The organism is Geobacter sp. AOG1 (genome assembly GCF_019972315.1).
Taxonomy (GTDB): Bacteria; Desulfobacterota; Desulfuromonadia; order Geobacterales; family Geobacteraceae; genus Geomobilimonas.
In genome coordinates this window covers 248,488-262,528 of record NZ_BLIZ01000001.1, presented here as the reverse complement: position 1 = coordinate 262,528, position 14,041 = coordinate 248,488, and the positions used below count along the sequence as shown (strand labels likewise).

Here is a 14,041-nt window from a genome sequence, read left to right as displayed (position 1 = left end):
AGGCGGGCGATTACAAGAATCGCCCCTACAGGCTAACAATGGCTAGCGAATTCGACAATATTGTTGTGACCGGTCTGGCCGCCATCTCGGCGGCGGGGGTGGGATTGGAGCCGCTGCGGGAGGCGCTGGCCGACGGAGTGAGCCGCTTGTCACCAGTTCCCGAAGAGGTGCTGGGGGAAACCGGCCACTTCTGGGGGAAGGCCACTGCCTTCCGGGCTGCTGACCACATGCCTCCCCTCAAGGCGCGCAAGTTCGACCGTGCAAGCCTCTTTGCCGTCGTCGCCACCGGTATGGCCCTGGCGGACGCCGGCCTCGACCGGGCGGGATTGGACCCGGTCCGCACGGGAATCATGCTCGGCTGCGGTTTCGGCGGCATCGCCAATTCGGAGGAGTTCCTGCGGGGATACTTCACCAACGGGAGCGAGGGGCTGGTTCCCATGCTCTTTCCCAACACGGTCCCCAATGCCCCGGCCAGCAATGCCTCTATCGAGCACGGCCTCAAGGGGCCCAACGTCACCTTCGTGCAGCGCTTCTGCTCCGCCGAATCGGCTCTGTTCATGGCCAGGCATATCCTGGAGGAAGGGCGGGCCGACGTCATGGTGGTCGGCGGTGTCGATGAACTCAACCCGATGCAGATGCGGGGTTTCAGATCCATGGGGCAGCTCTTCCGTTATGCCGGCGGTTTCGGCGAGGGGGCCGGTCTCCTGGTTCTGGAAAAAGCCGACCACGCCAGGCGTCGCGGTGCCCGTATCATTGCCGGCATGGGGCATGCGAGGACCGTCGGTCAGCTTGTCCCCGGGTCCGAAAGGGAAGGGGTGGCGCGGCTCCTCGATGGGCAACCTGCGGCGGAACTGGTTTCTCTGTCCGGCACCGCCGCCGATGTGACCCTCCTGGCGGAGCGTCTTTCCGATGTGCCGCGCCTGGAAATCGCGCCGCTTACCGGCCGTTCCCTGGCCATGGGGGGGCTGGCCCTGGTGGCCCATCTCCTGACCCTTCCTGCCGGCGCCAACGGCCTCCACCTGGCTGCATCGCCGGAGGGACCCTATTATGCGTTCCGGCTCCGGGGAGGCGACCCTGTTCAACCCTGACCCCGCCGCATACCTCCCCCATCGCCATCCTTTTCTCCACCTCGACCGGGTCGTCGCCCTGGAACCGGGTGTCAGTGCCACTGGCACCATCGGTGTGACCGCCGATATTCCCTACTTTCCGCCGCTCCTCCTCGTGGAAGCAATGGCCCAGTTGGGAGGAATAACCGCCGGCCAGGAGCAGGGGAGCATGGGGATACTGGCTGCCCTTGACCGGGTGGAACTACCGACTGTTGTTTCGCCAGGGACGAGGGTGCGGGTGATGGTCCGGATCGTCAAGACCTTCGGCACTCTCTTCCTCGTGGAGGGGGAGGCACGGGAAGGGGAGCGACTCCTCGCCCGGGCGGAGTTGACGCTGGCGGTGAGCAAGGGGTGACGATTGACGTTGCTGTTACATAATAATCCATATTCCATGTGACGGGTTGACGATGAAAAAGGTTATTATTCTCTTTCTGATGCTGTTCAATGTTGCGGCGGCTCCCGCCCAGGCCGTGCCGGACAAGAAGGCCCTGGAGGGGTTGGAGGTGTTGCGGCGGGGTTTTGCGGAACTCACCGACTTCACTGCCGACATCACCCAGGAGAAGCAGCTGGCGCTCATGAAGCGGAAGATGGTTTCCCGGGGGGTGATTCGCTTCCGAAAACCCGGCACCTTCTTCATGGAGCTCTTCCCTCCCAACGGGAGCCGGCTGCTCATGCAGGACAACGTGCTGACCATCCGGCTGCCGGAACAGGGGATGACCGACCGGATGGTACTCCCGCCTGAGCAGAGCCTGGAGAAGTGGATGGCATTCCTCTCCCGCCCCATAACCACCCTTCCCGAGGGGATGGAGGTCAAGGGGGTGCGCCAGGGGGACAGCTGGACCGTGCACATTCTTCCCTCCGGCACAGGGGGGGTGAAGGAGCTGCAGATCACCTTCGACCTCGAGGGGCGGATCAGGCGACTGGCCATCGAGGAACGGAACCGGGACCGGACCGTCATCAGGTTTACCTCGATGCGCCGGAACGTGGGGTTGAAGGAGAAGGATTTCCGGTTGAACTGAGGACCATGCAAATGCGTCATTCCATGCAGCAGGAACATTCGAGGGTATGATGAACAGAACCGGCAAAGGGCCATGCTATTTTCCCTACGACATCCAGATCAGGGGAGACCTGTGGGGGCTTCTGGAGCTTGATGACGCGGCACGGGAGGTCGAGGAGCGGGGGATGCCCCGGATCATGTTCTTCCGCCGTCTGGCCGAGCGGCTGAGTCACTATTCCGGCCAACCGGTCCAGGCGGGACTCCTCAATCTCTATGCCCTCTACATGAAAGCCCTGCGCCACCTGACTGATGTTCACACCGAGGAGCGGAAACCTGCTCTGCTGGAAGAGGCGCTGGCGACCGCCGGCTTCCCCTGCGGGTCGCCGGAGCTGGCTCGGCTGCTGGAGGGGTTTGGCGACTGCTTTCCCTGCGGCGATCTCCTGAACGGGACCGTTCCCGACCCCGCCGCCTGGCTGGCGGGTGACACTCCCGGCCACGGCCGGAAGAAGCTCGGTGTCAAAGAACTGCTCCTCCTCCGTGCCGCCATCGAGAATCCCGCTCTGACGACGTTCCGGGTGATGCTGGACGACAGCGAGCTGGAGGCGCGGAGCGCATACCGAACGGCGGTTGCCGCCCTGGAGCGGGAACTTGCCAAGGGGGGGCCGGTCGCTCCCTTTGCCCTCTCCCTCCCCGAACTTCTGCGCGCCCCCGCCAAGGCGTCCCCCCATTCCCTGGAGGGGCAGATGGAGTATATCCGCTCCCGGTGGGCCGATGTCCTCCCGCCTGAGCTGGTGGCGGAGCTGACGACTGCCTTCGCCGTGCTGGCGGAGGAGGGTCAGATGTTCGCTCCCCGGGGAGAGCCGGGTGGTGCCAACGTGCTGGAATTCCTCAAGGGGGGGCGGCTCGGGAAAGAGGGATACGACTATCCCGAGTACGAGCGGTTCTCCCCCGATGCCGACTGGATGGCCAACGTGGTGATGCTCGCCAAGATGACCTACGTCTGGCTCGACCAGCTCTCCCGCAAGTATCAGCGCCCCATCCACCGCCTCGACCAGGTGCCGGACGAGGAACTGGACCTCCTTGCCCGCTGGGGATTCACCTCCCTCTGGCTCATCGGGCTCTGGGAGCGCTCTCCCGCGTCCCAGAAGATCAAGCAGATCGCCGGGAATCCGGATGCCATCTCCTCCGCCTACTCCCTCTACGACTACATCATCGCCCACGACCTGGGGGGGGAAGAGGCACTCGGGAACCTGAAGGAGCGCTGTCGGCAGCGGGGGATCCGTCTGGCGAGCGACATGGTCCCGAACCACACCGGCCTCTACTCCCGCTGGACCGTGGAACATCCCGACTGGTTCGTCCAGCTGGATTATCCGCCGTACCCCGCTTACACCTTCAACGGTCCGGACCTCTCCTTCTCTCCCGAGATCAGCCTCCACATCGAAGACGGTTACTGGGAGCGACGCGACGCGGCGGTGGTGTTCAAGCACCATGACCACCGCGACGGCCGTACCCGCTACATCTACCACGGCAACGACGGCACCTCCACCCCCTGGAACGACACCGCCCAGTTGAACTACCTCATTCCCGAGGTGCGGGAGGCGGTCATCCGGACCATCATCCACGTCGCCCGGCAGTTCCCGGTCATTCGTTTCGATGCTGCCATGACCCTGGCCAAGAAGCACTACCAGCGCCTCTGGTATCCCCAGCCGGGGAGCAGCGGGGTCCCCTCCCGCGCCGAGCACGGTATGGGACGCGAAGAGTTCGACGCCGTCTTCCCCGAGGAGTTCTGGCGTCAGGTGGTGGACCGGGTGGCGGCCGAGGCCCCCGACACGCTCCTACTGGCGGAGGCGTTCTGGCTGATGGAGGGGTATTTCGTCCGGACCCTGGGGATGCACCGGGTCTACAACAGCGCCTTCATGAACATGCTCAAGCTGGAGGAGAACGCCAAGTACCGCCAGACCATCAAGAACGTCCTGGAGTACGACCATCGCATCCTGCAGCGCTTCGTCAACTTCATGAACAATCCGGACGAGAAGACGGCGGTGGAGCAGTTCGGCAAGGAGGGGAAGTACTTCGGCGCCTGCGTCCTGCTCGTCACCATGCCGGGTCTCCCCATGATCGGTCATGGCCAGGTGGAAGGGTTCCACGAGAAGTACGGCATGGAGTACCGGCGCGCCTACTGGGACGAGCCGGTGGACGAGCACCTGGTGAAGCTGCACGAACGGATGATATTCCCTCTCATGCGGCGGCGCTGGCTCTTCTCCGGCTCGGAGAACTTCGTCCTCTACGATTTCTTCGCCGACGGCCAGGTGGACGAAAACGTCTACGCCTATTCCAACCGGGCAGGGGACGAGCGAGGGCTCGTCATCTACAACAACCGTTACGGGGATGCGGCCGGCTGGCTACGTACCTCCACTTCCCGGGGGGTGAAAAACGCCCAGGACGAGACGGTGCTCGTGCAGACAACCCTGGCGGAAGCACTCGGGTTCGACCCGGACGGCCGTTCCTATTATACCTGGCGGGACTCCGTCAGCGGCCTCCACTACCTCCGGTCGGGACGGGAGCTGTGCGAGCAGGGGCTGTTCGTAGAGCTTTCGGCCTACGAGTGCCGAGCCTACCTGGATTTCACGGCAATCCGGGATGACGAGTACGGGACCTGGGGGCGCCTCTGCTTCGAACTGGCCGGCCGGCCGGTGGCGAGCCTTGATGAGGAGGTGAAGCAGATACGGCACGCCGAGGTGAATGTCGCATTCCGGGAAGTTTGCGGGGAACTGGACCGGCATCTGGCAGACCCGCCGGCGCTCAGGGAAAATCTGGCGGCACTCGAACCGGCGCTGGAATCGCTCTTCGAACTGATCAACCGTCACACCCTCTGCCAGGGGGACGGGGAAGCGGTGGCTGCCGAAACGCTCACGTCCCTCGAGGTCGTGGAGCGACTCATCCTGCTGCAGAAGGATGAGAAACTCACCCTCCCGATGGTCGTCCTCGATCTGCCGGCGGACCGGCTGATGGTGGCCGGGTGGCTCGCACTCCACCGGGCGGGTCGGCTGGCCGAGACTGCCGACGTTGCCGCGACGGCGGCCAGCTGGTGTGACGAACTCGGCCTGTTGCGGCCATTCGCCGACCTGTTCCGGTTCGCCCAGGCTGCCGCCGGAGCACCGATCCCCATGGACGAGTCGGCGGCAGGTTCCCTGCTCCTCGCCCTCCTTCGCCGGCCGTCGTTTTTTGCCGGTGCCGAGACCTCTACTGCGCCGGAACAGTTCCGACAGCTCTTTGCCGACCCGACTGCGCGAGAGTTTCTTGACTGCCACTGGAGCGGCGATGCGGAGTGGTTCGTGAAGGAGCGGTTCGAGATCCTCCTCGGCTGGCTCCTGCTGGCATCCGTCGTGACGGAAGGGGGTGCCGCTCCCGATTCCCTGGCGACAATCGTCCCTCCCCTGGCATCAGCCTGCCAATCCTACTACCTTACCGCTGCCCGCGCCGGTTACCGGACCGACCGGTTCCTCGCCCTGCTGGCGGGGGAAGAACTACCCACAGGAGTCGATCCCGTTGCTTCGTAACCTCATACTTTTTGTGATACTGGTCGTCTCCCTGGCCGGCTGTGCCGTGGCACCCAAGCCGCTGGTCGGCCTGGTGCCGGGCAAGGAGGCGGAAACGGTTCAGTCCCCCATCTCCATCGCCATCCGGACCCCGGACGGCGGCCGGGGAGGACGGGGCTACCTGATCTTCAAGCGCCCCGACCGCTTCCATCTTGCCATTCTCTCCCCCTTTGGGCTCACCCTGATGGAGGTGTTCAGTGACGGTGACCGCCTGACCTGTCTCATCCCCTCGAAAAATACCGCCTATAGCGGCAGGATCGCCGACCTGCCGGCTCGAGAAGGGCTGCGCACCTGGGGACTCATGCGCTGGGTGGTAGAGAAGCCGCCGGTGCCCGGCCCGGCCCTGAAACGGGACCATGTCACCGCCGATGGCCGGCGGGAGACCGTTTTCTATGACAATCAGGGGGTTGTGCTCCGGAAGGAGACGGAGGAGGGGGACCGGGTCTCCTTCAGCGACTATCAGGTCTATGACGGCGTGGCATTCCCGTCGGTCATGGAAATTTCCGCCGTCAGCGGCGAATCGGTCCGGATCACCTTTGACGAGCCGGAACTGAACAAGCCGGTGGAGGAGGGGGCACTCGTCCCGAACCTGGACGGAATCACGGTACTTCCCTTCTCCGCCTTCAACGGATTCTAAACGAGAAACGCGAATTTTCCGCAATCTCTGCGTTGATCTTCAGGATTCCTTGTGCGGCGTAGCGCTGCTACGCCTCCGCGTCGTTCTTTGATCGTCTTGACCTTGCGAAAAATACACGTTTCGGAAATGATGAAAATTTCTCAGGATACCTGTACAAGATGTTGAAATCGTTCCTCACCACCATAACCGACGCCACCAACCGGGGTATCCGGGCCCACCTGGAGTGGCTGTTCCGGATAACAAGCCGCCGTCCGCTCCTCGTCATTGGTATCTCGATTGTTCTTCTTGCCCTCTCCGGCATCTCCATCGCCACCACCCGCTTCGAATCGGACATCTTCAAGCTCTTCCCCTCCCACCAGGGACCGCTCAAGCTGTTTCTCGACTCCCTGAAGTGGAGCGGCGGCGCCCAGGACGCCTACTTCATCCTCGAAGGTAGCAAAGAGCGGCTGATCGCCGAGGGGGAGCGGTTCGCCGGTCGGCTCACGGCCCTGCAGGTGGACGGGCAGCCAGCCTTCCGCAAGGTGACCTACCGGACCTTCGATCCGGCGGAGGCCCAGTCGTTCGCCGATTTCGTCGGCTATGCCGTGGCCCATCCCCAGCTCTTTGTTTCTCCCGGGGACGCAGGCCGGTTTGCCAAGAGCCTTACGCCGGGCGCCATGGCCGGAAGCCTGGACAAGGCGCGTGCAGAGCTGACGAGCCAGGCGGGAATGGGGCTCAGGGAGATCATCGCCGCCGACCCATTTTCACTGCGAGAGCTTATCCTGCCGCGACTGAAAAAGGGAAGCCAGGCCCTCGATCTCGATACGACCTCCCCCTATTTCCTCTCCCGTGACGGCCGGGTGCTCATCATCATCGCCGAGCCGGCCAGGCCGGTGCAGGACATGGCCTTTGCCCGCAAGCTCGTGACGGGGATCAACGAAGCCCGGCAAGGGGCGACCGTCACCATAACCTGTACCGGTGCGCACCTGGCGGCAGTGCTGGACGAGGCGGCGGTGAAGGGGAATGTCATCTCCTGCGTCCTCTCGTCGCTCGTGGTGGTGCTCCTCCTCTTTTACCTCACCTACCGCCGCTTCCTTCCCACCCTGCTCATCCCGCTCATCCTCTTTTGCGGTGTGGTGCTGGCCCTGGGGACGGCGGGGCTCTTCCTCTCATCCATAAGCCTCATCTCTTTCGCCTTCACCGCTCTCATCATCGGGCTCGGTACCGACTACTCCATCCATATCTACGACCGCTTCCATTCAGAACGGAGCGCCGGACTGGATACTACCGGGGCGCTCCGGTTGGCGGTCATGGATACCGGCCATGGCGTCTTCACCGCAGCCGCCACCACCGCCTTTCCTTTCCTCGCCCTGACCATCTCCGACGTCCGGGCCCTCTCCGAGCTGGGGCTCCTGGTGGGGCTCGGGGTGATCTTCTCCCTCTATGCCACCTTCCTCTTCCTGCCGCCGCTCCTCCTCTTCTCCGAGCGCCGCTTCCCCGCTACGGTCTACCGGCCACTTCCCCGCTTTGGCCTTGGCTGGCTATGGGAGATGTGTCTCCGTCGGTATCGTGCCGTCATACCTGTTTCAGCGGCGCTCGTTGCCCTGCTCCTGGTGGCCACCTTCTTCATCCGTTTCGAAGGGGATCTGAAGAACCTCCAGCCCCGCCATTCCGAGGCATTCCAGGCCCAGGAGAAGATCGAGCAGCACCTGAGCCTCTCACCGAAGCAGCTGCTCGTCGCGGTGGAGGGGAGCAAGCTTGAGGACGTCATGGCCCGGGGAGGACGGGTCGAGAAACTAGCGGAACGCTACGTCCGGGGGGGACAGCTCGTCTCCTTCTCCTCTCTCGGTCAGGTAGTGAACGACCGGGAGAACCAGCAAGAGGTGCTGGCCGCTATGGTGGGGCCGCTGGGGTCACTGAGAGTTGCGGAATCGGCAAACGCCGCCCTCTCCAAGGCCGGTTTCGATCCCGCTCCTTTCGAGGGAACCGTTGCCGGCCTGGCTGCCCTGACCACGGCCCGGCCGGTTCCGCCGGCGGAAGCCATCGAGCGGATCGAGCGTTCACCCCTGCGCGGCATAGTTGCACGACACCTGATGCGGGGGGATGGCAGCTATCACCTCCTTTTCTATCTCAACTACCGGGGGAGCGAGCTCGACCAGAGGTTGTTTCTCAAGGAACTGGCCGCCGCAGACCCGACGGCGCGGGCCACCAGCACCGACCTCGTGAGCGGCCAGCTGGCCGGATCGGTGAAGAAGAGCTTCCTCTGGGGCTTTCTCCTCGGTGGGACCATGGTGCTGTTCCTGCTCCTTTCCCACTTCGAGTCCCTTGCCGACATCTTCACCTCCCTCTTCCCGGTCTTCGCCGGGGTCATCGCCATGCTCGGCCTCATGGCCCTCACCGGGATGGGGGTAAACTTCATGAACGCCATGGTGCTCGTGACCATTCTCGGCATGGGGAGCGACTACGGCCTCCATGTGGTGCACCGGGTGACGGGGGTGGCGGCCGAGGAACGGCGGGAGCAGTTCGTCCAGTCGGGCCGGGCCGTCTTCCTCTCCGCCCTTACCACCATCGCCGGCTTCGGTTCCCTCGCCTTCACCGATTACGGTGCCCTCTCCTCCATCGGCTGGGCCACCAACTTCGGCATCGGTGCCACCATGCTCTTTTCCCTCGTTGCGCTCCCCGCCTTTATGGAAGCGGGAAGGCGGCAAACGGCGCAGAAAAACGGGGCGTTGCCGCAATGAATACTTCTCCCGATGCCAATCCCCGCCTCCTCTTGATCTACCCGGCCACCCACAAGCTGGGGTGGGTGCGGCGCTTCCAGCTCCCCCCCCTTTCCCTGAAGCAAGTGGCCGCCGTAACGCCGCCGTCATGGGAAGTGGTCCTGGTGGACGAGGTCCACGAGGATATCCCCTTCGACGGACGATTCGACCTGGTGGGGATCACGGCCATGACCCACCAGGCGCTCCGCGCCTACGAGATTGCCGACCGGTTCCGGACTCGTGGCGTGCCGGTGGTTCTTGGCGGAATCCACCCGACGGTCCTTCCCGACGAGGCGGCTCTCCATGCGGACGCGGTGGTGGTGGGGGAGGCGGAGCCGGTCTGGGGAAAGCTCCTGGACGATCTCCTTGCGGGGCGGCTGGCCCCCCTCTACCGGGCGCCGATCCCCGAGGGGGACCGCCTCGCGATCCCCTGGGGACGGCGGGACATCCTGAAGGGGAAGACGTACCTCACCACCCAGACCCTCCAGGCGAGCCGGGGGTGTCCCTACGACTGTCCCTTCTGCATTACAACCAACTACTTCGGCAAGAGCTTCCGCTACCGGGACCCGGACGACGTGCTGGCCGAACTCCGCTCTTTTGAGGGGAAACTGACGGTCTTTCTTGATGACAACATCCTGGGGGACCCGGTTCGGGCAAGACCGATCCTGGAGGGGATGGCGGGGATGAACATCCGCTGGGGAGGGCAGGGGAACCTCCGCTTTGCCGAAGACCCGGAAATGGTCAAGCTGGTGGCGCGCTCGGGGTGCATCGGCATCTTCGTCGGCATCGAGTCGGTGACCGGCCCCCACGCCAACCACCCCAAGACCGGGAGCCGTTACACACCGGTCGAACTGGTGAAGCGGGTGCGGGACGCCGGGATCGTACTGGAGGCATCCATGGTCTTCGGTTTCGACGACCACGATGAGAGGGTCTTCGAGCAGACGGTCCGCTTCCTGGAAGAGTGCGCACCGAGCCTCCCCACCTTCCACATTCTCACCCCCTATCCCGGCACCGCCCTGTTCAACCAGTTCGACAGAGAGGGAAGGCTGCTCCACAAGGAGTGGAACCGCTACGACCACGGGACGGTGGTCTTCCGGCCGAAGCAGATGACCCCGGAACGGCTTTACCGGGGGTGGCAGGAGGCGCGCTGGGAGGCGTACCGGCTGCCGGCAATTGCCAAGCGGGTGATGAAGGGGAAGGGAAAAGGGGTGAACCTCATGTACAATTTACTGCGGCGTGGGGGGGTAGATCGTCCGGTTGGTGAGAGCATGAACGGTGCGCTGGAGTAAGAAATTATGATAACGATACTGAATTTTTCTCCGAGAACAAATGGCATTAACGATAAAATATGCGATATGTTGTGCGATGGATTTACTGAAACAAAAGTCAACTATCAGTGTATTAAGTTAAGAGAATTGACTATCCATGAATGCAGCAATTGCCGATCATGTATGAAATCGCCTGGTGATGACGTAGGTACATGTCATTTGACGGATGATATGAGCCAATTCATCAAGTCGATACTGCAATCGAAATGTATTATTATGTCATCTCCGATCAATTGTTATGATTTACCCTCGAAATTACAGGTAATTCTTGAAAGAATGAGTATCTTCTGTCACTGGTCTGATGATATGTACGCACCAAAGGTCAGATTGATGCCACATGATATTAAGGGGATATTGATAACGACCAGTGCGATGCCAGGGGTAATGGTACCCCTTGTCACCAAGGCAAGAAAAACGTTTAGACTGTTTGCCAAACCTTTGCGTGTCAAGAGGATTACCTATTATCATCTTGGTTTTAAAGGTCGAGCAACTGATATGACCGTAACTGAAAAGGACAAAAAAACAGTCCGGTGCATCGTGGAAAAGCTTGCGCATGATGCAGTGGCCACCGCATAGCAGATTGCCGCCGCCAGGGTGACAATTCGCAACGCGAATTGGACAGCGAAGGCTGCCCGAAAGGCGAGGACGGAGTCCGAGCCAAAAGGAACCGCTTCTGTCTAGCGGAAGAGGCTGATGCCGACCGTAAACAGGCTCGAATTAAGGGGTTCGTTGGGGGTGGCGGTGTTGGCGTTGGAGACGTGGTGGTAGCGGTATTCCCCCGTCAGGGCCAGGTCCTTCCTGATGAAATACTGGAGCCCCGTTCCTCCCTGGTAGGAGAAATCGAGCCGCGTCCCCATGGTCGGGAGCCCCAGGTCGACGAACAGGACGCCGCCGCCGGCGAAGACGTAGGGGACCATCTGTTCCAGTGAGGTGAACTTCCAGCTTCCCAGGGCGTAGCCCCCCGTCATGACCCGGCCGTCGTGGTTGACCGCCACGTGGAGCGGCAACTCCAGCAGGAGCTCGTGGCGCCCCTGGTACCAGTTCCCCTTTCCCACTTCGTCGGAGAGGAACCAGCCGTAGCGGAGGATGTTGGTGAAGGTCTGCACGTCGGTGCGGGTGGCGCCGAAATCCCGGTGGGTGACGCCGTAGCCGGCGAGCCAGGTATACTCGTGGCTCGCGTCGCGAACAAAGGCGTTGTCGGCGGCGGAAACGGTGGCGGGGACGAGGACCAGGGCGACGATGATGGTGAGCAGAATTCTTGTCATAAGGTATCCGTAATATTCGGTTGTGATTTCAATGATAGCCCATCCGCCGTAATCTTGTCCGCTCTGGTCGGCCCTTCGCTGCGGACCCTGACCGATGGTGGCAGGAAGATCATGCAGCGCCGGCATCCCGCATGGTTCATAACGGAGAATTCCGGCGGGTGTCCGCTCGTCGCTCCCGAGACCACGACGGATGTTCTCTCGATGTAATAAAAAGCCCTCGGCAAACCGGGGGCTTTTTGCATCAGTCCATGATTGCGGGCTGGATGATCTTGGAGAGGGGGTACTCCACGATCCCCTCGGCGCCGAGCTTGATCAGTTCCGGGACGATGCGGCGCACCTCCTTCTCGGGGAGGACGCTCTCGATGGAGACCCAGTCGGAGTTGTAGAGATGAGCCACGGTCGGGTTGTTGAGGCTCGGGAGCACTTTGGTTATCTTCTCCACCCGGTCGTTTGGGGCATTCATCTTGATACCCACCATCCCCTCGGCTGCCAAGGCGGACTTGAGGAGAGTGGCGATCTGCTGGATCTTGGCCCGTTTCCAGGGATCGGCCCAGGCCGCCTTGTTGACGATCAGCACCGGCACCGATTCCATAAGGTCGCAGACGATGCGCAGGTTGTTGGCCCGGATGGTAGAGCCGGTTTCCGTCACTTCCACGATGGCGTCGCAGAGCCCGTCCACCACCTTCGCCTCCGTCGCCCCCCAGGAGAACTCCACCGTAACCGGGATGTTCCGCTCGGCGAAGTAGCGCTTGGTGAAGCCGACCAGCTCGGTGGAGATGGTGGCGCCGTGGAGGTCCTCCGGTCTCTGCACCTTCGAGTCCTGGGCCACCACCAGCACCCAGCGGACCGGCCGGCGGGAGACCTTGGAGTAGACCATCTCACAGGCCTCGATCACGTCCGAGTCGTTCTCCCGGACCCAGTCGCGGCCGGCGATCCCCACGTCGATGGTTCCCCGTTCCACGTACTTCCCCATTTCCTGGGGGCGGATCAGCTTGCAGTTCATCTCCTCGTCGTCGATGGTGGGGAAGTAGCTGCGGGACGAAATCCCCACCTTCCACCCCGCCTGCTTGAACAGGTCGACGGTGGCTTCTTCCAGGCTCCCCTTGGGGATGCCGAATTTCAGTACATTTGACATGGAAACATCTCCTCTGACGGACGTAGCTTTTGGCCTAAATCAGCGCCCGGTTGGTTTCTATTATTTCTTATAGACGTCGTCAGGATTAAATAAAGGCTTGGAATGCTCCACCCACTGGCCATTCTCCCAGCGGACGTAGAAGCAGCTCCGGTTCCCCGTGTGGCATGCGGCGGGGCCGTTCTGCTTTACCTTAATCACCACGGTGTCGGCGTCGCAGTCGGTGAGGACCTCCATCACCTCCTGGGTGTTCCCCGACTCCTCTCCCTTCATCCAGTACTTGTTCCGGGTCCGGCTGAAAAACCAGGTCTTGCCGTCCTTCAGGGTCAGGTCAAGGGTCTTCTGGTCCATGAAGGCGACCATCAGCACCTCGCCGTTCTCGTAATCCTGGATGACGGCAGGGATCAGCCCCCCCATCTTGTCGAAATCGATCTTGATCATCTCTTCGTTCTCCCCATTTTCCGAATAAAAGTCTTCATGTAATACACCGCTCCCCGGCGGGGTGTCAACAGGAGAATAGGCGGCAAATTCCCGTGGAGGGGTTTGTGTTGCGCAGCCCGGAAGGTGCGAGTTGTCGCTTTCCCTTGTTTTGATGCCCAGGGGATACCTCCCCTGCGCTTCCGGGATGCACGCTTCGAAGATTACAACTTCAACCGCGGCGCGCCGCCTCGATTGCAGCGATGTCGATCTTTTTCATCTCCATCATTGCATCGAAAGCACGCTTGGCGGCGGCGGGATCGGGATCGGTTATCGCTTCGGTCAGAGCGATCGGCGTAATCTGCCAGGACAAGCCCCATTTGTCCTGGCACCAGCCGCAGACATTTTCTTCGCCGCCGTTGCCGACAATGGCGTTCCAGTAACGATCGGTTTCTGCCTGGTCAACGGTTGCGACCTGAAACGAGAATGCCCAGTTGTGCTTGACCTCGGGTCCACCATTGAGCCCGAGGCAGGGGATTCCCATCACGGTAAACTCGACCGTCAACACATCTCCTTTTTTCCCGGACGGAAAGTCTCCCGGTGCGAGGTGCACCGCGCCAACGGATGAATCGGGAAAGGTCCTGGCGTAAAATCGTGCCGCGTCCTCGGCATCGCCATCGTACCAAAGGCAAATCGTATTCTTTGCGTGCTTATTCATGTCACCCCTCCTGGACTATGGACGGTTTTACTGCTTCATCTTAATTCGCATAACGTGGGAGAGTACAGCGGCCAAGGCCGCTGTTACACTTGGTTGGGGCATCC

At 62.0% G+C, this 14,041-nt stretch carries 13 protein-coding genes; 9 read left to right on the top strand and 4 right to left on the bottom strand.

Going from position 1 to position 14,041, the window contains the following annotated elements:
- Positions 1-38 precede the first annotated feature (38 nt).
- The 8 genes from LDN04_RS01135 (at position 39) to LDN04_RS01100 (ending at position 10,981) form a co-directional block, all read left to right on the top strand.
- Positions 39-1,088 (top strand): beta-ketoacyl synthase N-terminal-like domain-containing protein, encoded by a 1,050-nt coding sequence (locus LDN04_RS01135; RefSeq protein ID WP_223905511.1) that lies wholly within the window; start codon positions 39-41, stop codon positions 1,086-1,088.
- Positions 1,048-1,461 (top strand): hydroxymyristoyl-ACP dehydratase, encoded by a 414-nt coding sequence (locus LDN04_RS01130; protein WP_223905509.1) that lies wholly within the window; start codon positions 1,048-1,050, stop codon positions 1,459-1,461. Before LDN04_RS01135 ends, LDN04_RS01130 begins: the two co-directional genes overlap by 41 nt.
- 52 nt (positions 1,462-1,513) lie before the next feature.
- The gene (locus LDN04_RS01125; protein WP_223905507.1) at positions 1,514-2,125 is read left to right on the top strand and encodes an outer membrane lipoprotein carrier protein LolA; all 612 of its coding nucleotides are present in this window, start codon (positions 1,514-1,516) and stop codon (positions 2,123-2,125) included.
- Between the two features lie 46 nt (positions 2,126-2,171).
- Complete coding sequence (locus tag LDN04_RS01120; protein WP_223905505.1) at positions 2,172-5,663, top strand: alpha-amylase family glycosyl hydrolase; 3,492 nt, start codon at positions 2,172-2,174, stop codon at positions 5,661-5,663.
- Positions 5,653-6,339, top strand: coding sequence for an outer membrane lipoprotein LolB (locus tag LDN04_RS01115; RefSeq protein ID WP_223905503.1), 687 nt, complete (start codon positions 5,653-5,655; stop codon positions 6,337-6,339). Before LDN04_RS01120 ends, LDN04_RS01115 begins: the two co-directional genes overlap by 11 nt.
- 158 nt (positions 6,340-6,497) lie before the next feature.
- Positions 6,498-9,059 carry an MMPL family transporter gene (locus tag LDN04_RS01110; protein WP_223905501.1) on the top strand — a complete coding sequence of 854 codons (2,562 nt, stop codon included), beginning with the start codon at positions 6,498-6,500 and terminating at the stop codon, positions 9,057-9,059.
- Positions 9,056-10,366 carry a B12-binding domain-containing radical SAM protein gene (locus tag LDN04_RS01105; protein WP_223905499.1) on the top strand — a complete coding sequence of 437 codons (1,311 nt, stop codon included), beginning with the start codon at positions 9,056-9,058 and terminating at the stop codon, positions 10,364-10,366. The genes LDN04_RS01110 and LDN04_RS01105 overlap by 4 nt, the downstream gene beginning before the upstream one ends.
- 6 nt (positions 10,367-10,372) lie before the next feature.
- Positions 10,373-10,981, top strand: a complete 609-nt coding sequence (locus tag LDN04_RS01100; protein ID WP_223905497.1) for a flavodoxin family protein — start codon at positions 10,373-10,375, stop codon at positions 10,979-10,981.
- A gap of 101 nt (positions 10,982-11,082) precedes the next feature.
- Here LDN04_RS01100 and LDN04_RS01095 read toward each other — a convergent pair whose 3' ends face one another.
- Positions 11,083-11,670: an acyloxyacyl hydrolase gene (locus LDN04_RS01095; RefSeq protein WP_223905495.1), complete on the bottom strand. Its 588-nt coding sequence runs from the start codon at positions 11,668-11,670 to the stop codon at positions 11,083-11,085.
- Positions 11,671-11,724: 54 nt separating this feature from the next.
- On the opposite strand from LDN04_RS01095, the gene LDN04_RS01090 reads away from it, so the two are divergent.
- Positions 11,725-11,877: a hypothetical protein gene (locus tag LDN04_RS01090; protein WP_223905493.1), complete on the top strand. Its 153-nt coding sequence runs from the start codon at positions 11,725-11,727 to the stop codon at positions 11,875-11,877.
- A 34-nt stretch (positions 11,878-11,911) separates the two neighbouring features.
- Here the strand turns inward: LDN04_RS01090 and hisG are convergent, their stop codons facing one another.
- The 3 genes from hisG to LDN04_RS01075 are packed head-to-tail and all read right to left on the bottom strand — an operon-like array spanning position 11,912 to position 13,937.
- Complete coding sequence (gene hisG / locus LDN04_RS01085) at positions 11,912-12,805, bottom strand: ATP phosphoribosyltransferase (RefSeq protein WP_223905491.1); 894 nt, start codon at positions 12,803-12,805, stop codon at positions 11,912-11,914.
- Positions 12,806-12,865: 60 nt separating this feature from the next.
- On the bottom strand, positions 12,866-13,396 hold the full coding sequence (hisI, locus tag LDN04_RS01080) for a phosphoribosyl-AMP cyclohydrolase (protein ID WP_255573462.1): 531 nt from the start codon (positions 13,394-13,396) through the stop codon (positions 12,866-12,868).
- 55 nt (positions 13,397-13,451) lie between these two features.
- Entirely contained in the window at positions 13,452-13,937 is a 486-nt protein-coding gene (locus LDN04_RS01075) for a VOC family protein (protein WP_223905487.1), read from the bottom strand.
- Positions 13,938-14,041 lie beyond the last annotated feature (104 nt).

Coding starts and splice junctions, on each gene's coding strand:
- LDN04_RS01135 (WP_223905511.1), top strand. CDS start 39: ATGGCTAGCGAATTCGACAATATTGTTGTGACCGGTCTGGCCGCCATC.
- LDN04_RS01105 (WP_223905499.1), top strand. CDS start 9,056: ATGAATACTTCTCCCGATGCCAATCCCCGCCTCCTCTTGATCTACCCG.
- LDN04_RS01120 (WP_223905505.1), top strand. CDS start 2,172: ATGATGAACAGAACCGGCAAAGGGCCATGCTATTTTCCCTACGACATC.
- LDN04_RS01095 (WP_223905495.1), bottom strand. CDS start 11,670: ATGACAAGAATTCTGCTCACCATCATCGTCGCCCTGGTCCTCGTCCCC.
- LDN04_RS01110 (WP_223905501.1), top strand. CDS start 6,498: ATGTTGAAATCGTTCCTCACCACCATAACCGACGCCACCAACCGGGGT.
- LDN04_RS01125 (WP_223905507.1), top strand. CDS start 1,514: ATGAAAAAGGTTATTATTCTCTTTCTGATGCTGTTCAATGTTGCGGCG.
- LDN04_RS01075 (WP_223905487.1), bottom strand. CDS start 13,937: ATGAATAAGCACGCAAAGAATACGATTTGCCTTTGGTACGATGGCGAT.
- LDN04_RS01130 (WP_223905509.1), top strand. CDS start 1,048: ATGCGTTCCGGCTCCGGGGAGGCGACCCTGTTCAACCCTGACCCCGCC.
- hisG (WP_223905491.1), bottom strand. CDS start 12,805: ATGTCAAATGTACTGAAATTCGGCATCCCCAAGGGGAGCCTGGAAGAA.
- LDN04_RS01100 (WP_223905497.1), top strand. CDS start 10,373: ATGATAACGATACTGAATTTTTCTCCGAGAACAAATGGCATTAACGAT.